Source organism: Streptomyces sp. NPDC096323, from assembly GCF_040302845.1.
Lineage (GTDB): Bacteria > Actinomycetota > Actinomycetes > Streptomycetales > Streptomycetaceae > Streptomyces.
In genome coordinates this window covers 362,729-383,751 of sequence record NZ_JBEOSI010000004.1, presented here as the reverse complement: position 1 = coordinate 383,751, position 21,023 = coordinate 362,729, and the positions used below count along the sequence as shown (strand labels likewise).

The window sequence follows — 21,023 nt, the reverse complement described above, 5'->3', positions numbered from 1 at the left end:
CAGATGCGACAAGCGTGCCGCCACTGCTCTCCCGCGCCCGCGCCGGTCTAGAGTCGGACCCATGGTTTCCGGTGAGGCGCCGCAGGCGGCAGGCAGCGTTCGGGTCGATGTCTGGATCTGGTCGGTCCGGCTCACGAAGACGCGTGCGCAGGCCGCCGCCGCGTGCCGTGCGGGTCATGTGAAGGTCGCGGGCGAGCGGGCCAAGCCGGCCCAGGCGTTGCACGTGGGCGACGAGGTGCGGCTGCGGCACGCGGGCCGGGACCGGGTCGTGGTCGTATCGAAGATCGTGAAGAAGCGGGTCGGGCCGCCGGTCGCGGCGGAGTGCTTCATCGACAACAGCCCTCCCCCGCCGCCGCGCGAGGCCGCGATCCAGGTTCCGGTACGGGACCGGGGCGCGGGACGGCCGACGAAGCGGGACCGGCGCGAGATGGACCGGCTGCGGGGTGCGGGGCCCGACACCACGGAGTGACGGGCCGCAGGAGCCACGCCTACGGCTCGGGCGATGCGATGGCCCGGGCGGCCGCCACCTCCTGGCGCAGGGGCGCCAGGACGCCCTCCTCGTCCCCGGGGAGTTCGGCGCGTACCGCCACGAGGACCTCGCTCGCCCGCAGCCCCTCGGCCAGGTCGCGGAGCTGGGCCTGGACCGCGGCCACTTCCGCCGGTTCCGGTTCCGGGGCGCCGTGGTTGACGCGGACCCGGGCCGCCGTCGTGGCGTCCACGATGCGCTCCACGGCCACGACCAGCGGCCACCACGCGGCGGCGCGCGTCCCGGTGGGGGGCGGCTCCGTCAGGGCGCGCTGGAACTCGGAGCGTACGGACGACAGATCGCGGTAGATGCGGCGGCGGGCGCGGACCCGTTCGGCCCGGTCGCCGTCGCCGCCCGGCTCGAACGCATACCCCACATAGTCCGCGATGTCCGCGACGGCGTCCGCCAGACGGCGGCCGATCCGGGTGTGCCAGCTCTCCGGCCACAGCAGATAGCCGGCGACGAGCACGACGGCGCAGCCGATCAGGCTGTCCAGGAGCCGAGGCCAGACCAGGTGCACGCCCTGGTGGTTCAACAGGTCCGACAGGAGCAGGATGACCGGCGTGATGGCGGCGGTCTGGAAGGCGTACCCCTTCGCCGTGAGTGCCGGGATCAGCGCGCCCAGCAGGACCATCACCGGCACGTCCCACCAGCCGATCGGCACCTCCGCCAGCACCGGGGCCGCGATGACGAGCCCCGCGACCGTGCCCACCGCACGCAGCACGGCGCGGGAGAACACCGAGCCGAAGTCGGGCTTGAGCACGAAGGTGACGGTCAGCGCCACCCAGTAGGAGCGCGGCACGTCGATCAGCGAGGTCAGCGCCTGGGCCAGCCCGATGCAGAGCGCCAGGCGCAGCCCGTACCGCCACGAGGACCCGGAGAGCAGGACGTTGCGGACGGCGCGCCGGACGCGTACGCCGAGGGCCGCCGGCCGTCCGAGCCGGTCGTCCACGTTGTACGGGTCGGGCTCGGCCTTGTGGACGACCACGGCGGCGTGGCGCAGGGCGCTGTCGACCGCCCGGGTGGCGGGCGAGCCCGGGGCCGGCAGGTCCGGTTCGGCGCCGCCGGTGCGGCCCTCCGCCACGTCCGCCGCCAGCTGCCGCACCGCCGCCGGGACGGCGTCGGGCAGCGGACGCCGCTGTACGTGCACCGCGGGCGCCGCCTCGACCAGCGGGATGACGACGTTGAGCTGGGACAGCAGCCGCACCAGCGTGCCGCTGCGGCCGTGGTAGCGGGCGCGGCGGGCGAGGACCAGGTCGTAGGAGGTGTTGAGGGAGTCCGTGACGGCCTGCCGCTGTTCCTCGTACGCGTCGGTCCCCGCGGCGGCGAGCAGGTCGGCGACGGCGACGTAGGTGCGGGTGACCGCGACCCGTTCCGGCAGTTTCCCCCGCAACGGCCAGGCCAGCAGCGACAGGGCGAGGACGAACAGACCGCCGACCGCGATCAGCAGGGGCGCCACCCACCACGGGTCCGGCAGCGGAAGCCCGGCGCCGACCACGGAGTTGAGCAGGAGCAGCAGCCCCGACACGGAGGCGACGGCCCCGATCGTCGACATCATCCCGGAGACGAGGCCGATGACCGTGAGCACGGCGACGGCCGCCCAGCCGGTCACGTACACGAGGGTGCCGGCCATGATGCCGAGGGCGCCGAACAGTTGCGGCACCGCGATGTTGAGGACGCGCATGCGGTACGCGTCCGCGGTGTCGCCGATGACGCCGGAGAGCGCGCCCATGGAGACGAGCGCCCCGTACACCGGCCGGTCGGCGGCGAATCCGACGGCCAGCGGTGCGGCCAGGCCGACACCCGCGCGGGCGACGGCGGCCCACGGGACGGGCGTGGGCAGGGGGCGCAGTCCGTAACGCAGCCAGACGGGCGGCGTCCCCCGCCGTGGCGCCGCGGTGGATCCGTCGGTCCCGCTGCCGGTCAACGCGTCCCCCTCCGCCACTCAGTGATCAGCTTCGATAGTCCTCGACCTCATGGGCCGGGCGGACCCGGGCCTGTGACGGGTCCTCGCCGTACTCGCTCAGTGCCCGGCGCTGCCGCAGCAGATCCCAGCACTGATCCAGCCGGACCTCCACGGTACGCAGGCGTGTCTTCTCCTCGTCGGTCAGGCCGGGGTCGCGTGCGCCGCGGTCGCGCAGGGCGCGTTCCTCCGCGACGAGTCCGTCGATGCTGCCGATGATGTCCCGTTCCTGCTCGTCCATGGCGTCTTCCTTCTTTCAGGCGCACCGGATGTCAGCGATGCGATGCTCGTGCCTCCTCAGCACGATGACGGCCCTGCCGCGAGCGCGGGTCCGCCGGCGCGGCGACGCCGCCCTCGGCCGGGGGCGGGGCCGGCCCGCGGCGTGCTGACGGCGCCGGCTCGCACACGTACGACCTCCCATGGCCCCGGCGGTCACCCCTCCACTCTTCCCCGGCCCGGCGGGGGCCGCACGTCGGCGCGGGGCGGCTCCCTCACGCCCCTGGCGGCCCGGGCGGCGCCCGCCGGGCCCGGGCCCGGATCCGTGCCGCCATCGCGCACACGGCCACCGCGAGGCCCGTGCCGAAGACGATCCACACCGTGGTGCGCAGGGACCCGGTCAGCGCGTCGTACACCGCCGCCGCCGCGTCTCTCTCGCTGCCGGGCACCTCGGCCAGCACCCGGTTGCGCGCCAGCGCGATCGCCCCGCGCAGCACCAGCGCGCCGAGCGCGAAGCCGGCCCCGGCGACGGCGGTGGCGGTGAGCGCGGCGACGGCCGAGCGGCGGCCGGGTCCGCCGCGCGCCCAGGCCAGCAGGACGGCGAGAGCCGCGAACACGACCGTGCCGACGGCCGGCCACACACCGGCGGCCCGCAGCCACCGGAAGCTCTGGCGCATCTGGTCCGCGCGGTCGGCGGAGATGATCCGGATGTCCGTGTGCTGGACGGGGATCTGGTCGGCGAACGGCACCCCGTTGTCGACCAGGTTCTGCTTCACCTTCTCCGTCACGGGCGCCAGATCGATCGTGACGCTCTCCCCGCTCTCCCCGTCCAGGGCCGCCGTGACGGCCTGGTGGGCCGTGCGGTTGGCGGCGTTCCAGGCGGCCTGGAAGGCGTCGGTGGTGGTGAAGGACTGCACGGCCTGGTGGAGGAACTCGCGGACCGTGTCCTGGAGCGGGCCGACGTCGATCTGCTTCATCGCCTCGTCGGTGATCAGGTCGGAGACGGTGTTCCGGACATCGGGGTCGGAGGCGAGCGGCGCCACCGCGGCCACGTAACGGTCCGTGTCGTCGATCTCGAGATGGACCCAGGCGGAGAGCGCGCTCACGGGCACCAGGACGGCGAGCAGCACCAGGAGAGCCGCCGAGAGAGCCGCCGAGATGTAGGTCCGCACCCCACCAGGGAACCGCGAACGGCGTCGTCGCGCCCCGGCCCGGGGGCCATCCGAGTTGCCGGGCGGCGGGACCGGGTGTGCCCTTGAGGAAAGCGGGGGGAAGCGGGGGGAAGCGAGGGAATGCGGGGGCGACGGAAGGAGCTCTCTGCCATGGCCGCACATGCTTCGGTGCAGGCACGCGGCACGCGCACGCGTGCCCGGCGCCACTCCACGACGAGCTGGGCCGTGCCCGTCACGCTCGGCGTGATCCTCGGCTGGTACGCGACGTCCATCGTCCGGGGCGGCGGTGTGCTCACCGGCACGCAGCTGGCCCTCGGTCTCGTCTCCGGAGCGGTGCTCGCGGTGCTCTGCTTCGGTCTGGGCCGGGTGCAAAGGCGCCTGCCGACGGGGATCAAAGCGGCCGCGTACGGGGCGCTCACCGGCGGCTCGATCGGCTTCCTCAGCAGCCTGACCGGCAGGAGCGTGATGAGCGCGTCGCTGTACGGCGTGCTGACCGGGGCGGGCATGCTGCTGGCCGCGTTCTACTTCTTCTATACGCGCGAGGAGTGAGCGCCGCACGGTGCCGCAACGCGCGAGGAGTGAGCGCCGCACGGTGCTGCCGCCCGGTCCGGCATCGCGTCCGGGAGCGGGCCCGCGCATCCGAGGCGCGGGCCCGCTCCCGCCGTCAGCCTGTCAACTGCGGACCACGGTCACCGGGCACGCCGCGTGCTGGGTGACATGCAGACTGACCGAGCCGAGCAGCGTGGCCTTGAAGCCGCTGTACCCGCGCGCGCCCACGACCAGCAGGTTCGCGCCCTCGGCCCGGTCCAGCAGAGCCTGCGCCGGGTTGCCGATCACCACGATCTTGCTGACGGACGCCGCGCCCTCGGCGCCCAGGGCCTCCTCCAGCGCCTCGGTGAGCGACACCGTGGCCAGGGCCTGCGGATCGAAGTCCTCGGGCAAGCCCGGCATCATGGACGCCCAGCTGGTCGCGGGGTACTCCCAGCTGTTGACGGCCTCCACCGTGTCGCCGGTCAGCCCGGCCTGGCGTACGGCCCAGTGCAGCGCCTTGATCGACGACTCGGAGCCGTCCACGCCCACCACGATCCTGCCCATGTCTGCCTCCAGCTCGGTCGTGCGCGTGCGTGGTGCGGGATGCCCGCACCACGCACCTTCTCGCGCAACTGTAGTCAAACCGGACGAAACCGCGTGTTCCCGGTCGTTCAGTCCAGCCGGAGGTCGGCCAGCTGCCGCTCGAAGGGGACCACCTCGTCGTCCAGCCCGAGGGCCTTGGAGGCCCCGGAGACCGCCCGGCCGCCCGTGACCGCCTGTGCGAGCTCGCCACCCGCGCGCCGGATCCGGGCCGGCAGGCCCTCGGTGTACTCGTCGCCCGACGAGCCCCAGTCCTCCGACGCCGCGTACACCGACGTCGGCAGCGTGACGGCCCGCAGATAGGCGAAGAGCGGACGCATCGCGTGCTCCAGGACCAGCGAGTGCCGGGCGGTGCCGCCGGTCGCCGCGACGACCACGGGCTTGCCGGTCAGTGCGGTGTTCTCGACCAGGTCGAAGAACGACTTGAACAGGCCGCTGTACGAGGCGGTGAAGACCGGGGTCACGGCGATCAGCCCGTCGGCCCCCGTGACCGCGTCGATGGCCTCCTCCAGAGTGGCCGACGGGAAGCCGGACACCAGGTTGCCCGCGATGTCGACGGCCAGATCACGCAGCTCGATCACCCGGACGTCGACCGTGCGGTCCTGCCCGTCCTCCAGCCGTTCCCGGGTGGCGGCGGCCAGCCGGTCGGCCAGCAGCCTGGTCGACGAGGGGCTGCTCAGCCCGGCCGAGACGGCGACGATCCTCAGCGGTTCGGTGGCGAACACGGTCAGCTCTCCTTCGTGACGGCGTTGGCGGTGACGGCCGGGTGCAGGGGCGCGGACTCCGGCACCCCGGCGGGCCGCAGGGCGGCGAACTCCTTGCGCAGCACCGGGACGACCTCCTCGCCGAGGATGTCGAGCTGCTCCAGGACCGTCTTCAGCGGCAGTCCCGCGTGGTCCATCAGGAACAGCTGGCGCTGGTAGTCGCCCACGGCGTCGCGGAACGACAGGGTCCGCTCGATGACCTCCTGCGGGGAGCCCACGGTCAGCGGCGTCTGCTCGCTGAAGTCCTCCATCGAGGGCCCGTGCCCGTAGACCGGCGCGTTGTCGAAGTACGGACGGAATTCCCGTACCGCGTCCTGCGAGTTCTTGCGCATGAACACCTGGCCGCCGAGGCCCACGATGGCCTGCTCGGCGGTGCCGTGGCCGTAGTGGGCGTAGCGCTGCCGGTAGAGGCCCACCATCTTCTTCGTGTGCTCGATGGGCCAGAAGATGTTGTTGTGGAAGAAGCCGTCGCCGTAGTACGCGGCCTGCTCGGCGATCTCCGGGGAGCGGATGGAGCCGTGCCAGACGAACGGCGGTACGCCGTCCAGCGGGCGCGGTGTCGAGGTGAAGGACTGCAGCGGCGTACGGAACTTCCCCTCCCAGTCGACGACGTCCTCGCGCCACAGCTTGTGCAGCAGGGCGTAGTTCTCGATGGCGAGCGGGATGCCCTGGCGGATGTCCTTGCCGAACCAGGGGTAGACCGGTCCGGTGTTGCCGCGGCCCATCATCAGGTCGACGCGGCCGTCGGCGAGGTGCTGGAGCGTGGCGTAGTCCTCGGCGATCTTCACCGGGTCGTTGGTGGTGATCAGGGTCGTCGAGGTGGACAGGATGATGCGCTCGGTGCGGGCGGCGATGTAACCGAGGGTGGTCGTCGGCGAGGACGGGACGAACGGCGGGTTGTGGTGCTCGCCGGTCGCGAACACGTCGAGCCCGACCTCCTCGGCCTTGCGCGCGATGGCGACGGTGGCCTTGATCCGCTCGTGCTCGCTCGGCGTCGTGCCGGTCGTCGGGTCGGTGGTGAGGTCCCCGACGGTGAAGATCCCGAACTGCATGGCGCCCGCCTCCAGGTGATCCGTCATGTGGTTGAACGTTGAACTATCTGAACACACCCTACAACGGGGCACCCCCCTCCCCTATTCCGCCGCCTCCGAAGCCGCCCCGCACCCCGGCCGACCGCCCCGTCCGGGCCCGTACGCTGGACGGATACGGAGGCCGCCCGAGCCCCGGGCGGACGGAGGCGACCATGAGCGGAACCGGAGCGACGAGCGACGGCGGGAGCCTGCCCGAGCGCGCGAGCGACGAGGGGGGCGGGGCCGGAACCGAGGGCTGGAAGGAGCGCGGCGTCGCGCTGCGCGTCTTCGTCTACGTCTTCGCGACGCACCTGTTCGCGGGGTTCGTCTGGATCCTCTTCTACGTGGGCGAGCACGCGAAGAAGTAGGGCGCGGGCGGTGCCGCTCCTGACGGCCGGGTAATCCCCGCGCTTGCGCCCCCGCGCCCCGCTGAACTCGCCGCCATGACCTCCGTACCGCGCCGGAACCGGTGGCGCTCCTCCTAGGAGCGGCCACCTCTTCAGCGCGGACCAGGGCCGTTCGTCACGGACGGCCCTTTTTCTCTGCCCTCTTCCGGCAGGGGCTCCCAGCCCGGCGGGGGCCGTCCTCCACGCACACACCACCGCGAGGAGAGACCAGCCATGACCACGATGTACGCCGACAGCACCGCCACGCTCGACGAGCGGATCCGCCGGGACCCCGCCGCCTTCCGCGCCCTGTCCGGTGACCGGCCCACCGGGGCCCTGCACGGGGGTGCGGGAAGCCATGGGGGGCCTGTTCCAGGGCGGAAGGAGCCGCCTGCCGTCACCGCCGGGTCAGCGACCCATGCCTCCCCAGGAGCTCCGCCAGCCCGCGGCGGGTCGCGGCGATGACGACGCGGTCGGTGGGCCGGAGTACGTATCCGGGGTGCAGGTTCCACACCAGGCCGCCCGGCCGGCCCTCGGCGCTGCCGCCCGTTCCCGGCGCGGCCAGGTCCGGCCAGCGGTCGGCGGGCGGGGCCGCGTCCAGGGCGAGCACCCGCCAGGCCCCCGCCCGGAACGCCTGCTCCACGGTCCGGCCCTCCAGCTGCGGGTGCCCGGCCACCTCGACCGCGGCGAACAGCATCACCTTCCGCTCGACCGGAATCGCACCCAGGATCTGCCGGCCCATCATGGCGACCGCGAACGACGGCCCTGCCAGGTGCGAGACCGAACGGGAGCGGGTCACGGCCTGCGGGTGGGCCGTGCGCAGGGTGCGGTAGACGGCGGTGGCGAACTCGTCGTCGAACAGGCGCAGCGTCACCCGCAGGTCGGGCTTGAGCGAACGGGCGTACAGCGCGGCCTCCAGGTTCGTCGTGTCGGCGCTGGTCAGGGCGAGCAGCGCACGCGAGCGCCCGATCTTGGCGGCCTCCAGGACACCCTCGTGCGTGACGTCCCCGAGGACCACCGGCACATGCAGCCGCCGCGCCACCGGGATGCCGCGCGCCTCCGGATCGCCCTCCACGCACACCACGGGGATGCCCAGCTCCCGCAGGTGCACCAGCACGCGCGTGCCGACCTTGCCGAGGCCGAGCAGCACCACATGCCCGGACAGACCGCGCGGCGGGCGCCGCAGCGACGACGCAGTACGCAGCGATCCGAAGGCCTCCAGCACGCCCGCCACCAGCAGCGGCAGGAGCATCAAACCGGCCACCCCGGAGAGCAGTTGGATGACCTGCCGGGCAGTGGACGCGCCGATCGCCGGGTCGCCCATCGCGAACAGGTCGAGCAGGGTGAGGTAGCCGGCGTGCAGGGGATGGTCGCCCGTGGTGACCGAGGACGCGATCGCGAGCCCCAGGACGGCCAGGCCGACGCCCAGCGCCGACCAGCGCAGCCGCCGCGAGAAGAACTGGCTCAGCGGTGCGCTCCGGCCGCTCATCCGGGGCTTGTGAGCGGCCGGCCCCGACTGGCTGACGGCCTCCAGGACCACCGTCCTGCGCCCGGCCGCCGCGGCCACCTGGGACTGGTCGGGCAGAAGTTGGGGCCCCTCGGCACCGCTGCTGTCGGAGCCCTCGGTGCCGGCCGGGTCGTGGGTGGTGGAGGACAGGAGCGCCAGCGTGCACAGTCCGGGGTCGGCGACCTGGCCGTCGCCGGCCGGGGTGCGTTGGGCCGCCCGCAGGAACAGGCCCTCCGCGCGGATCACCTTGGTGGATCCGGCGAGCGCGGTGGCCGCGAGGGACGGGGCCGCGGTGTCGGCGTCGGACAGGACCGTCGTGGAGGTGTCGAGCGCGGACGGGTCGAGCCCGGGAGAGGCCACGGCGGCCGCCTGGTCGAGCAGGGTCTCCAGGTGCTGGCCGAGCTTGCGGTTGTAGAGCCGGATCACCAGCCGGACACGGGGGTTGAGCCGGCGGGCGGTCAGCGCGGCCCGGATGTTGCGCTCGTCGTCGTCGTAGACGAGGGCCACCGCGGCGGCCGTGTGGATGCCCGCCTCGCCGAGCGCCTCGTCGGAGGGCTCCGCCGCCTGCAGAATGCGTACCGCCTCCACCCCGGCGTTGGTGTCCCCGTCCCCGTCCCCGGTGCTGCCGTGCGCCAGGCCGCCGTTGCGGCTGCTCATCGCCGCGGACATCCGGCCGAAGAGGGCGGCGGCCCGGCCGCGCCCGGTGAGCGGCAGTTCCGGCCGGGCCGCGCCCGGCTCCGGCGGCAGGACCAGGGTGACCCGCTCCCCGTAGACGTACCGCAGCTCGACGGCGAGCCGCTGGGCGAGCGCGTCGTCGCCGCAAACGACCATGTGGCCGGAGAACGGGGAGCGTTGAGGCTGCTGGGGAAGGGGAGACACGTGTCCCAGCATGCCTTGTTCGCCATTCCCTTCGGGTGATCTGCGCGGTCAGCGGTCCTCGGGTGTTCCGGACGGCGGCCGCGCGAGCAGGTGGCGCGGGTCCGCCGCCCGGCTGATCGCCGATTCGACGGCCGCGATCCGGTCCGCGAGGAGTCCGAGCGCGGCCACCGCACGGGTCAGCGGGTCGCCGTCGGGCCCGCCGAGCGCCTGGACGCGGACGTACGAGGCGGTGACGGCGGACCAGCGTGCGGCCTGCTCGGGGGTGAGCGTTCCACGCAGGGCGGCGAGCTTCAGCAGGGCGGCCTCGGCGCCGGTGGCGAGCGTCTGGGCCTCGCCCGTGTAGTGGTCGTCGATGACGGCGGACAGCTCGGCGTCGTTCATCACGGGCACGATGCGCTCCGCGATGCGGTTCAGGTTGCGGTACGAGCCCTGCAGCCGGAACGGCGGCTCGGTGCGCGTCGCGTCCGTCCGCGCGGATGAGGCGATGTACGCGGCGTTGACCGCGAGGACGGTGTCGCGGGCGTGCAGCAGGTGGCGCAACACGGCGGTGATGCGGTCCACGTCGGCGGGCGCGTAGGGATGTCCGAGCTGGTCCGCGCGGGCCGTCGCGTCGGTGCCGGAGGCGAGCCGCAGCAGCAGCGCGAGGTCCTCGCGGGACCGTCCGGCGAGCGGCGCGAGTACCGGGTTGGCGGTCAGCGCGTTCTCGACGAAGCTCAGCGCGAAGACGTCCTCGTACCCGCTCAGCACCTCCCCCAGATTCCAGACGTCGGCCCGGTTGGCCAGCATGTCGGGGATGCGGAAACGCTCACCGGACTCGGTGTACGGATTGCCCGTCATGCACACCGCGAACCGCTTGCCCCGCAGGTCGTGGCTGCGCGGCTCGCCGTCCCGTACGCCCTCGATCCTGCGGGTGGCGTCACAGAGCGGGATGAACTTCTGGAGGAGCTCCGGTGAGGTGTGCTGGATGTCGTCGATGTGGAGCAGGGTGTTGTTGCCCGCCTCCAGCGCGAAGTTGATCTTCTCGATCTCCTGGCGCGCGGTCGCGCTGCGGGCCTGCGCGGGGTCCAGCGAGGTCACGTCGTGGCCGAGGCCGGGCCCGCTGACCTTGACGAGGACCAGCCCGAGCCGGTCGGCGACGTACTCCATGAGGGTCGTCTTGCCGTAGCCGGGCGGCGATACGAGCAGCAGCAGGCCCTGCGAGTCGGTGCGCCGGCCGGCGTCGGCGGTGCCGAGCTGCTTGGCGAGGCTGTCGCCGATCAGCGGCAGGTACACCTCGTCGAGCAGCCGGTTGCGTACGAAGGCGGACATGACGCGGGGCCGGTGGTCGTCCAGCCGCAGCCGGGCGCGTTCGGCTGCGACCAGGGCGGTGCGCCGGCGCTGGTACGCGCGGAAGCCGGGGAGGATGGTGGCGCGGAACTCCTCGGTGCGGGCGAGGAGTTCGTCGACGCGTACGGTCAGCCGGCCCCGTTCGATGCGCGGATGGACGCCCAGGAGGCCGTCCACGGTCGCGGTGAGCGGGGCGTCGCCCTCGTAGCGGGCCAGGACCGGCTCCGGGCAGAGTTCGACGGCGACGGCCTCCGCGAGATCGCCCGCGTCGAGGTCCGTTCCGCTCGCCCGGGCGTACGAGCTGAGCCAGCCCTCGACGAGCTGACGGCGGGCCGGCAGGTCGTCGCCGAGAGCGGCGAGGTCGTCGTCGTACGCCGGAGTGCCGGTAGTACGGCGGAACTTGTCCAGAAACGTGCGGACGGACGCCGCAGTGACGAACCCCTCGGGGCCGCTCGTCAGCTCCTCGAAGAGGTAGGCGGCGACGGTGCGGGAGGTGTCCCCCGGGATCTCCGCCGCCCACTCCTCCTGGAGCGCGGCGACCGCCGGGGTGAGGCCGAAGGTCTCGCGGGCGCGGGCCAGGGAGCGGGCCCGGCGCGTCCATGAGGTCCGGCGGGCGTCGTCCGTGCCGTACGCCCAGAAGAGCTGGGCGGCGGCCCGCGCGGCGGGCGGGAAGCGCAGCAGCCCCGCGGAGGCGTGCAGCCGCAGGAGGGTGGCCAGGATGGCCGTGGCGTCCTCGTCGTGCACTCCGCGCTGGTACCCCTCGTCGTACGCGGCCGCGGCCGACTCCCGTACGAGTGCGGCCAGTTCGCCTCCGGTCAACGAGCCCAGGCGGTCGGCTCCCTGCTCGGCGAGGAGGCGGGCGGCCAGGTGCTCGCCGCGGTAGACGGACGGGGACTCGGAGGGCAGCACCTGCTCCCAGTACGGGCGGGTGGCGGCGAAGTCCGGGTCGGTGACCGGTGCCCGGTAGTCGGTCCCGGTGACGGCGAACGCGAGCCCGTCCCCCTGCGGGACCAGCGTCAGCTCGAACGGCTGGGTGTTCACCGCGAACCGGTGCCGGCCCAGCCGGATCTTCGCCCCGCCGTCCGCGTACAGCTCGCTGCGGTCGCGCAGGGCCCGCCCCGCCTCCTGGCGGGCGGTCAGGAGCCGTCCGTCGAGCTCCTCGGCCCTGACCGTGTCGCCGAGTCCACGCAGTTCGTCGGCGGTGCGGCGGACCTTGGCGACCATCGGGTCCGAGGCGAAGTAGGTGTGCACGGCGTCCGCGTCGGGCAGCGTCGAACTGCGGCGCGCGACGGTCTCCAGCACGCGGGCGGCGGACGCCGCGAGCCGTTCGGTCCGGCGGGCGAGGGCGTCCTGAAGGGTCTGCCTGCGGGCCGAGAACGCCTCGTACATCTCCGTCCGCCGCTCGCCCAGCTCGGCCAGGAAGTCGTCGGACTCGGCGAACCGCGCCTCCAGGTTCTCCAGCTGGAGCAGCAGCCGCGCGAGCTGGTCGTCACAGGCGTCCGGGGTGTCCGCGGCGGCCAGGGCGGCCGTGACGGCCTGCCCCAGCAGAGCGGACTCGGCGGCGAACTCGGCCCGTCCCTCCTGGTCGAGCAGCGCGCGCCGGCGGGCGTCGAGCGTGGCGCGGGCCCGGTTCACCCCGCCGAGGACGTCGGCGATCCGCTCCAGGATCGACGTACGGACCACGCCGTCACCGATGTCGAGACCGGCGACGACGTCCGTCACCGTGCTCAGCCCGTCCGTCATCCCCGCCAGCCGCGCGCCGAGCGCGGCGGCGTCGGTGACGGTGGCGAGGGTGGCGGCCTGCTCGGTGAACCGGGTGACGTCCTCGTGGTAGCCGGCGAACGCGTCGGCTCCGGCCAGGAACGCGACCGCGCGCCGCCCGGCTGCGGTGATGTCGTCGTCGGTGGCGGCGGTGAGCTCGGCGATCCGTCCGGTGTCCGCGTACCGCATTTCCGAGAGGGTCGCCAAGTGGCCGTGCGCCGCACGCAGTTCGGTCAGCCGCTCGACCCAGTCGGCGGCGGAGCCGGGTGCCTCGCCGCGGACCCGGCGGACCAGGGCGGTGATCCGGTCCGCCGTCTCGCTGAGCGCATCGGCGGCGCGCCGTGTCTGCTCCCGTACGGCGTCGAACTCGGCGAGGACCTGCTGTGCGGTTGCGCGCAGGTCCGCCAACGCCCGGCCCAGAGAGCCGAGTTCGCTGTCGTCCAGCCAGTGGTAGCGGTCGGTGGCACGGGCGCAGTCGGCCACGAGCCGGGCGTGGACGGCTGCCGTCGGGGTGGTGCCGCCGGCGCTGTGCGCGAGCGCGAGGCAGTCGGAGATGCCGCGTACGAGGTCGGCGTTGCCGACGCGGGCGAGCGGGCCCGATCCGGCGGGGCGGGAGGCGGCATGGGTGTCGGAGACGTAGGGCGTCTGCCAGCGCTGCACGGCGTGCACGCGGGCCGGGCCGCCGTCCGGACCCTCCACCGGGTCCCGCAGGAGCACGAGCGTGCCGTCGTCGAGCAGCGCGTGACCGCGGCCCAGGAGCGGGGTGGCGACCTCCTGCCGGATCACGTTGTACGGCAGCAGCAGGCTGCGCCCGTCCTCCCGCGAACGGAACACGTACAGGACGTCCTCGCCGTTGGGGGAGCGGACGGCGCCCTCGAAGACGGGGTCGGCGAGCGGCTGGGGAATGTCGAAGGTCTTGGCCGTGCCGGCGGTCAGGTAGAAGCCGCCGGGGAAGATGATCCCCTGGTCCTCGGGGAGCCGGTGGCAGGCGGGCCCGATCCCGTCCAGCCGCTGCACGGTGCCCAGGAGCCGGTTGAAGACGAGATGGCGCCACGCCTCCTCCTTGTACGGGCGGATGCGGATCAGTACGAGCTGCCCGCAGTCCGCGTACGCGACCTCGGCGTCGGCGAGGGACTGGAGCGGTTCGGAGACCGGCTCGCGGTAGATCCCGTCGGGGGTGTCCGTGTCGTCGGCGGTCTTGAGCGTGAGGTGGCCGCCGAGCGTGGAGACGAAGAGCGGCGCTCCCTTGCCGGTGGCGCTCGTGCCCACGGCGATGTGGGGGTGCCGGCCGTCGATGTGCGCCTCGCGTCCCGCGACGGTCCAGGTGAAGTCGTGCGACGGCGGGAACACGTGGTCGCGCTCGCCGCGGGCGTCGAGGAACGCGCCGGGTGAGCCGTCGGCGTCCAGCACCCAGCGCAGGACGCGGATGTCCTCGGCATGCTCGCCCGTACGGAATACGGCCAGGAGCCTGCCCTCGGTACGGCGCAGCCTCAGGAGCCGGGCGTCGCGGTAGTAGCGGTGCAGGCCGCTGAACTCCCTTACGAAGGTGTCGTCGGCGAGGAGCGGGGCTTTCGCGGGCGCGAACTCGGTGTCGTACAGCGCGAGTACATCGTCGACGACCGGCTCGTCGGCCCGGCCGGGGCCGCGCTCGAAGCCGAACAGGAGGTGCCCGCCGATCGCCACGAGGTCGCGGGGTATGGACGGCTGCGCGGTCCGGACCCGCTCGCCGCCGAGCAACCGGAGCCCGGTGGAGCCGAACTCCTCGGTCCGGCGTGTGTTCAGTGCCTCGGCGCGGCGGGCGAGCTCGGCGGCCTGGGTACGGAGCCGCCGCCGCAGCACGTCGTAGTCCCCGCCCTCGGGGCCGGCCGGGGGCGGCGGGGTGACGGTGTCCATGCGGCTCCTTACGGGGCGGGGCGGGTGTGTCCTGCGGCCGGCGGGTGTCCTCAAGCGCCGGACGGGCTGGGGGTTGGCCCGGGTCCGGCGTGGTCCGGGTGTCCTCAAGCGCCGGACGGGCTGGGCGGGTGGGCGTTTGCTGCGAGCTTCGGGTGGGGGTCGCTGAACGGCCGTCCTCAAGCGCCGGACGGGCTTGATGTGGCCACCGTTGTGGTGAGTCCGCGGACAGGTCGGTCCGTCCGACCACCCCCAGCCCGTCGGGCGTTCGAGGACGGACAGGGCGTCGGGGGCTTCGTGTGAGCAGGGCCGGTCCCTTTCAGCCCGTCCGGCGCTTGAGGACGGACGCCGCCCAGAGGCTCCCGGGGGACATGTTCCGGCCCCCACCCAGCCCGTCCGGCGCTTGAGGACACGGGGACAAGAGGGACAGACGCACCGTTACCCCACCGGCGCCCCGTTCCGGGCCGGGGCCGGGCCCGGGCCCGGGGCCGGGGCCCCGGGGATCGGCGTGTCCGCCAGGCCCAGGGACCGCGCGTGGTCCAGCAGCGCGCGGACCTGGTCCGCACCCGCCCCGCCCCCCGGCGCAGCCATCATCCGCATCAGCAGCGCCGACACCGTCAGGTTCTGTACGTCACCCGACGACACCGACCCCAGCACCCGCGTCACGTCGTCCGTGAACGACGAGGTGCCGTTCAGCCACGCCCCGCCGAGCGCCTTCGCCGTGTCCGAGTTCTCGACGAACGCGTCGAGGCTCCTGCCCATGGAGATGGAGGAGACCAGCCGGTCGAAGAAGACCGACTCCCCGCCGACGATGTCGATGTCGGCGTTCTCCAGACCCGTGGCCAGCACGGTCGCCTGCGCCTCGGCGACGTGGCGCTGGACGTCCAGCCCCGCGAGCCGGATCTCCTTCTCCGCGGCCAGCCGCAGCCGGTACTCCTCGTGTCCGCGCGACGCGTCGTCGAGCGCCGCCATCGCGGCCGCCTTGTCGGTGAGGCCGGCCGCCTCCGCCTTCAGCTTCTCGCCGATCATCGCCGCGTCGGCCGTCGCCTGGGCCTGCGTGCCCTCGGCCGCGGCGAGCGCCTTGAGCCGGGAGCCCTCCGCCTCGGCCCTGAGCCGGGCGGACATCGCCTCGGCCTCCGCCAGGCCGGTCTTCTCGATGACCTCGGCCGCCGCGTCCCGCACTTGCACGTCCGCGAGTCCGGGGGCCGCCGCCTCCGCCTGGACGCCCTCGGCCATCCGCAGCTTCGCCCGGGCGTCCAGGTCGGCGGTCTTCAGCCGGGCCTCGGCGAGCGTCAGCTGCTCGGCCGCCCGGTGCGTGGCCGCGGCCTCGGCGGCCTCCGCCGCCTTGATGTCCTTGACCAGCTGCTCCTGCGCCTCCGCCTCCGCGGCGATGATCACGGACTTGCGGGTGCGCTCGGACTCCTCGACGGTCCGCAGGGTCTTGATGGACTCCTCCTGCTCGGCGACCGTACGGTCCACCGCGATGCGTTCGCGGATCACGTCGGCGACCTCGCGGCGCTCCGCCTCGACCTCCTTCGTCGCGGCGATGCGGTTGAGCTCGGTCTGCCGCTCGCGTCCGATGACCTCGATCAGCCGGTCCTTCTCGATGCGTTCGTTCTCCACGGCGATGACCCGCTCGCGGTTCTTCTGCGCCACCGCGATCTCGCGGGCCTGGTTCTCCCGCTGGATGCCGAGCTGCTCCTCGGTCCGGATGAACGCGGCCTGGGCGCCCAGGCGTTCCTCCTCCTGGACCCGGGCGGTGGCGGCCTCCTCGCGGGCCCGGAGCGTCTCCACCTCGCGGCGCTGCTTGATCTCGGCCTCGGCCTGCCGGCGCTCCAGTTCCAGGATGGTCTCCCGGGCGTCGACGTCCTGCCGGGTGATCTCCTTCTGCTCGGTGCGCTGGAACTCGTTGGTCCGCACGTGCTCGATCGCGGTCAGCTCGGTGATCTTCCGGATGCCCTGGGCGTCGAGGATGTTGGCGCCGTCGAGCTGGACCATCGGGGTCTGCTCGAGGAAGTCGATGGCCGCGTCGTCGAGGTGGTAGCCGTTGAGGTCGGTGCCGATGACCCGGATGATCCGGTCCCGGAACTCCTCGCGCTTGGTGTAGAGATCGACGAAGTCCAGCTGCTTGCCGACGGTCTTGAGCGCCTCGGAGAACTTCGCGGCGAAGAAGTCCTGGATGGCCACCTTGTCGCTGGCCCGTGCCGTACCGATGGCCTGGGCGACCTTGATGACGTCCTCGACGGTCTTGTTGACCCGGACGAAGAAGGTGATGTGGATGTCGGCGCGGATGTTGTCCTGGCAGATCAGGCCCTCGCGTCCGGTGCGGCGGATCTCGATCGTCTTCACCGAGATGTCCATGGACTCGGCGTTGTGCAGCACCGGCAGGACGACGGCGCCGGTGAAGGTCACGTCGACCTTCCTGGTCTTGGAGATGATCAGGGCTTTGCCCTGCTCCACCTTGCGGAAGAGCCGGGTGACGACCAGGAGCAGGGCGATCGCGATGAGCAGGACCACGGCGATGATCAGGCCGAGGCCCAAGGAGATGGCTTCCATGACAGTCCTTGGCGGCTGGTGGTACGGAACAGGAGAGGAGCGGTGCGGTGCGCGCCGGCGCGGGCAGCGCCCGGCAACACCGGGCAGTCCGGTGCGGAGTGGAGTGGGGACGCGGGTGTGCGCCGGGATCAGGCGGTGCGGCCGGGCCTCGTACGGCGGCGCGGACGCGGCGGGACCGGTGGCGGTCCCGGGTCGAGCGCACGGTCGTACGGGGAGACCCAGAAGAACTCGCCCCCGTCGTCGTACGCGTACAGGAGCCCAGGACTCCCCGCCGACAGCGCTTCGTCCGCCGACGTCAGTTGGCGTACCTGAACGATCGCGGTGGATCCGTCGGCCGCGGCGACCTCGGCCTGGCCGAAGTCCGTGCCGACGGAGCCGGTACGGATCGTGCAGACCCGGCCCAGGAAGTCCTGGCGCGAGGGAGGCGGCTGGTCCGCGAAGAACCGGCGGGCGTGGTGCACCAGCAGTCGCGCCGCGGCCCAGGCCGCCAGCAGGGCAACGGCGAGGACGCCGAAGGCGAGTGCGGCCCGGACGGTCCCCGTGGTGTGGCTGCGGTGCAGCAGGACCGAGCCGGTCAGCGCGGTGAACCAGCCGACGGCCACCATCACCGAGACCGAGACGGCGACGGGCACGCCGCCTATGCCGACGAGATCGGTGTCGAGATCGGCGTCGAAGGAGTGGTGGTCGGCCGTACCGGTCAGGACGAGCAGCCAGAAGGCGATGACGACCACCAGGGCCGCGGAGAAGAGCACGGCCGGGAAGGACTGCGTCGCGGTCAGGAACTCCTGCATCGGTCCACCCCCTGCCCTCGGCCGGCGGTCCGGCCGGTGCGTGTCGCGGGCCCGGGGTGAGCCCCGGAGCCGCGGCGCCGTCCCAACGGTGCCGCGGCAGCCGGGTCTTCCCCCGCCCCCTGCACCCCCGTGTTCCCCCGTGGCCCCCCGGTTGGTGCTGACAGGATCGTGTCATTCGCGGCCCGCCGACCGCATTGCCGGAATCCGGCAGTCTTTCTCCGTGCTCCATGCCGGGCACCGGCATGCGCGCGCAGGCGTTGTGGAACTATCGGAGCGGTATCGGCGAGGGGGGCGGGCGCGTGGCGGAACCGGTGATTTCCGAGAGTTTCCTGGAGGGCTACGACCGGATCCTGGGCGAGGTGGCCGTCACCGGCCGACGGCTCACCCGGGAGGAGCTCGACACCCGCCGCGCCCTCGGCAGGCAGGCCGCGGAGGCCGGGCACCAGTTGCGCGCGCTGGTCCGGATGCACCTGGCCGCGACCCGCACCATCTGGCCGGCCGCCGTGCCCGGCGTGACCGCGGCCGCCACCGCCGCGGCCACCGAGAGCGTGCTGGCGGCGGTGGAGCAGACGGTCGACGCGTTCGCCGAGGGTTTCGAGCGGGCCCAGCGCCTCACCGTGCGGCGGGAGGAGGCGGCCCGCCGGGAGTTCATCGACGATCTGCTGTACGGGCGCAGCGACCTGGGCCGGCTCGCCGAGCGAGCCACCCGGTTCGGGCTGCGGCTCTCCCGCGCCCACGCCGTCGCGGTGGCGGCGGGCCCGGAGGCGTACACCGAGACCGACGCCGTCCCGCGGCAGGTGGAGACGGCGCTGCTGGCCAGGTTCGACGGCCGCAAGATCCTGCTCACGACGAAGGACGGCCGGCTGATCTGCATCGCGCCCGGCAGCCAGCCCGATGTCCTGCGGTACTTCGCCAAGCAGGCGCACGCGGCGACGGACGGCGGCCGGGTGGCGGTCGGCCGGCCCCACCGGGGGCCCGGCGGCGTGGTCCAGTCGTACGACGAGGCGCTGGACGCGCTGGACCTGGCGGACCGGATGGGGCTGGAGGACCCCGTGCTGTACGCCGCAGATCTGCTGGTCTACCCCGTGCTGACCCGGGACCGGCAGGCGATGGCCGATCTGGTGCGCAGTGAACTCGGCCCGCTCCAGCAGGCGCGGGGCGGCGCGGAGCCGCTGCTCAAGACGCTCTCCGTGTACTTCGACGCGGGCTGTGTCGCCGCCGAGACCGCCCGGCGCCTCGCGCTGAGCGTACGGGCGCTGACCTACCGGCTGGAGCGGATCCACCAGCTCACCGGCTCCGACCCGTCCGACCCGATGCACCGCTACACCCTGCAGACGGCGGTGATCGGGGCCCGGCTGCTGGACTGGCCGGCCAAGGAGGTCTGAGCCGCCCCGCTCCTGTGCCCGCTGCCGGGTTCCGGCAGCATCTGCCCGGCGCCGGGCTTCCCGCATGCGGGGACGCCGACCTCCGTTTAGCGTGATCAGTCGGGGGATTCCGGTGTCGTGTGCAGCGAGGGAGAACCGCACCATGGCCCGTCATTCACGTCAGCCGGGGGAACCGGACGAGGACGGACGACAGGGGCGGGTGGCCACCGAGCGGCCCTCCCCGGACACACCCGGCCAGGAGCGGGGGCCCTCCCACCGGTGGTGGGTGCTGGGTGTGATCGGGCTGGCCCAGCTGATGGTGGTCCTTGACGCGACGATCGTGAACATCGCGCTGCCCTCCGCCCAGCAGGACCTCGGCTTCAGCGACGGCAACCGGCAGTGGATCGTGACGGCGTACGCCCTCGCCTTCGGCTCGCTGCTGCTGCTGGGCGGACGGATCGCCGACCTGGTCGGCCGGCGGGTGGTGTTCCTGACCGGTCTGGTCGGCTTCGCTGTCGCCTCGGCCATCGGCGGAGCCGCCCCGAGCTTCGAGATCCTGGTGCTGGCCCGCGCGCTCCAGGGCATGTTCGGGGCGCTGCTCGCCCCGGCCGCGCTCGCGCTCCTCACCACGACGTTCACCGTGCCCAAGGAGCGGGCGAAGGCGTTCGGGATCTACGGGGCCATCGCGGGTGCGGGCGGCGCGGTGGGGCTGCTGCTCGGCGGGGTGCTCACCGAGTACCTGGACTGGCGCTGGTGCCTGTACGTGAATCTGCTGTTCGCGCTCCTCGCCTTCGTCGGCGGCGCGCGTCTGCTGACCGCCGGTGCGCCGGCCGACCGCCCGAAGCTGGACATCCCGGGGACCGTGCTGGTCTCCGCCGGTCTGTTCTGCATCGTGTTCGGGTTCTCCAACGCCGAGACACACGCCTGGAGTTCGCCGCAGACCTGGGGATACCTGCTGGCCGGCGCGGTGCTCGTGTCGATGTTCGCGTGGTGGCAGACCCGGGCGGCGCATCCGCTGCTGCCGATGCGCGTGGTGCTGGACCGGGACCGCGCGGCCTCGTTCCTCGGCATGTTCATCTCCGGCGCCGGGATGTTCGGCGTGTTCCTGTTCCTGACGTACTACCTCCAGAAGAGCCTGCTGTACTCGCCGGTCTCCACGGGGGCGGCGTTCCTGCCGATGGTTGCCGTCATGATCGTGACGTCGGTGATGACGACCAACAACCTGGTGCCGCGGTTCGGGGCCAAACCGATCGTGCCGCTCGGCATGGGTCTGTCGGCGGCCGCCATGGTGTGGCTGACCACCCTGGACCTGAGCAGCAGCTACCTCGCCCATGTGCTGCCGCCGCTGCTCTGCCTGGGCCTGGGGCTCGGCATGATCTTCGCCACGGCGATGAACCTGGCCACGGCCGGGGTGGCGGCGCGGGACGCCGGTGTGGCCTCCGCGATGGTCAACACCAGCCAGCAGGTCGGTGGCTCCATCGGTACGGCGCTGCTGAACACCCTGGCCACGAGCGCCGCCACCCACTACCTGGCGGGACGCAAGCCGACCCCGGCCGCTGTCGCCCAGGCCCAGCTGGAGAGTTACTCGACCGCGTACTGGTGGTCGGCGGGCTTCTTCGTCCTCGGCCTGCTGGTCACGGTCGTGCTCTACCGCCGGGGCGTGCCGCGCCCCCACGAGGTGGCGGAGACGGAGGCGGTACGGGCCTGACCCACGCGGCCGC

The 21,023-nt window shown here is 73.2% G+C and carries 15 protein-coding genes; 5 read left to right on the top strand and 10 right to left on the bottom strand.

Annotated elements, in window-relative coordinates:
• The first annotated feature begins 61 nt into the window (after nt 1-61).
• Entirely contained in the window at nt 62-469 is a 408-nt protein-coding gene (locus ABTX18_RS13070; protein WP_352122796.1) for an RNA-binding S4 domain-containing protein, read from the top strand.
• A gap of 19 nt (nt 470-488) precedes the next feature.
• On the opposite strand, the gene ABTX18_RS13065 is transcribed toward ABTX18_RS13070, so the two are convergent.
• The 3 genes from ABTX18_RS13065 to ABTX18_RS13055 all read right to left on the bottom strand — a co-directional run bounded on the left by ABTX18_RS13065 (nt 489) and on the right by ABTX18_RS13055 (nt 3,877).
• Complete coding sequence (locus tag ABTX18_RS13065; protein WP_503061137.1) at nt 489-2,453, bottom strand: FUSC family protein; 1,965 nt, start codon at nt 2,451-2,453, stop codon at nt 489-491.
• 25 nt (nt 2,454-2,478) lie between these two features.
• On the bottom strand, nt 2,479-2,730 hold the full coding sequence (locus ABTX18_RS13060) for a DUF2630 family protein (RefSeq protein WP_352122795.1): 252 nt from the start codon (nt 2,728-2,730) through the stop codon (nt 2,479-2,481).
• Between the two features lie 250 nt (nt 2,731-2,980).
• Nucleotides 2,981-3,877, bottom strand: coding sequence for a hypothetical protein (locus tag ABTX18_RS13055; protein WP_352122794.1), 897 nt, complete (start codon nt 3,875-3,877; stop codon nt 2,981-2,983).
• 150 nt (nt 3,878-4,027) lie between these two features.
• On the opposite strand from ABTX18_RS13055, the gene ABTX18_RS13050 reads away from it, so the two are divergent.
• Entirely contained in the window at nt 4,028-4,426 is a 399-nt protein-coding gene (locus ABTX18_RS13050) for a hypothetical protein (RefSeq protein WP_352122793.1), read from the top strand.
• A gap of 123 nt (nt 4,427-4,549) precedes the next feature.
• Here ABTX18_RS13050 and ABTX18_RS13045 read toward each other — a convergent pair whose 3' ends face one another.
• The 3 genes from ABTX18_RS13045 to ABTX18_RS13035 all read right to left on the bottom strand — a co-directional run bounded on the left by ABTX18_RS13045 (nt 4,550) and on the right by ABTX18_RS13035 (nt 6,824).
• Nucleotides 4,550-4,972, bottom strand: a complete 423-nt coding sequence (locus ABTX18_RS13045) for a universal stress protein (protein WP_352122792.1) — start codon at nt 4,970-4,972, stop codon at nt 4,550-4,552.
• A gap of 107 nt (nt 4,973-5,079) precedes the next feature.
• Nucleotides 5,080-5,733: an FMN reductase gene (locus ABTX18_RS13040; protein ID WP_352122791.1), complete on the bottom strand. Its 654-nt coding sequence runs from the start codon at nt 5,731-5,733 to the stop codon at nt 5,080-5,082.
• Nucleotides 5,734-5,735: 2 nt separating this feature from the next.
• Nucleotides 5,736-6,824: an LLM class flavin-dependent oxidoreductase gene (locus ABTX18_RS13035; protein ID WP_352123088.1), complete on the bottom strand. Its 1,089-nt coding sequence runs from the start codon at nt 6,822-6,824 to the stop codon at nt 5,736-5,738.
• 227 nt (nt 6,825-7,051) lie between these two features.
• On the opposite strand from ABTX18_RS13035, the gene ABTX18_RS13030 reads away from it, so the two are divergent.
• The gene (locus ABTX18_RS13030) at nt 7,052-7,210 is read left to right on the top strand and encodes a DUF6126 family protein (protein ID WP_352123087.1); all 159 of its coding nucleotides are present in this window, start codon (nt 7,052-7,054) and stop codon (nt 7,208-7,210) included.
• A 415-nt stretch (nt 7,211-7,625) separates the two neighbouring features.
• On the opposite strand, the gene ABTX18_RS13025 is transcribed toward ABTX18_RS13030, so the two are convergent.
• The 4 genes from ABTX18_RS13025 to ABTX18_RS13010 form a co-directional block, all read right to left on the bottom strand.
• Entirely contained in the window at nt 7,626-9,626 is a 2,001-nt protein-coding gene (locus ABTX18_RS13025) for an NAD-binding protein (RefSeq protein WP_352122790.1), read from the bottom strand.
• Nucleotides 9,627-9,662: 36 nt separating this feature from the next.
• Nucleotides 9,663-14,594: a DNA repair ATPase gene (locus tag ABTX18_RS13020; protein ID WP_352122789.1), complete on the bottom strand. Its 4,932-nt coding sequence runs from the start codon at nt 14,592-14,594 to the stop codon at nt 9,663-9,665.
• Between the two features lie 435 nt (nt 14,595-15,029).
• Entirely contained in the window at nt 15,030-17,147 is a 2,118-nt protein-coding gene (locus tag ABTX18_RS13015) for a flotillin family protein (protein WP_352122788.1), read from the bottom strand.
• Nucleotides 17,148-17,275: 128 nt separating this feature from the next.
• Nucleotides 17,276-17,938, bottom strand: coding sequence for a hypothetical protein (locus ABTX18_RS13010; RefSeq protein ID WP_352122787.1), 663 nt, complete (start codon nt 17,936-17,938; stop codon nt 17,276-17,278).
• A gap of 299 nt (nt 17,939-18,237) precedes the next feature.
• Between ABTX18_RS13010 and ABTX18_RS13005 the strand changes: the two genes are divergently transcribed.
• Together ABTX18_RS13005 and ABTX18_RS13000 are read left to right on the top strand one after the other, a co-directional pair.
• On the top strand, nt 18,238-19,323 hold the full coding sequence (locus tag ABTX18_RS13005) for a PucR family transcriptional regulator (protein WP_352122786.1): 1,086 nt from the start codon (nt 18,238-18,240) through the stop codon (nt 19,321-19,323).
• A 142-nt stretch (nt 19,324-19,465) separates the two neighbouring features.
• On the top strand, nt 19,466-21,010 hold the full coding sequence (locus ABTX18_RS13000; RefSeq protein ID WP_352122785.1) for an MFS transporter: 1,545 nt from the start codon (nt 19,466-19,468) through the stop codon (nt 21,008-21,010).
• Nucleotides 21,011-21,023: the final 13 nt, after the last annotated feature.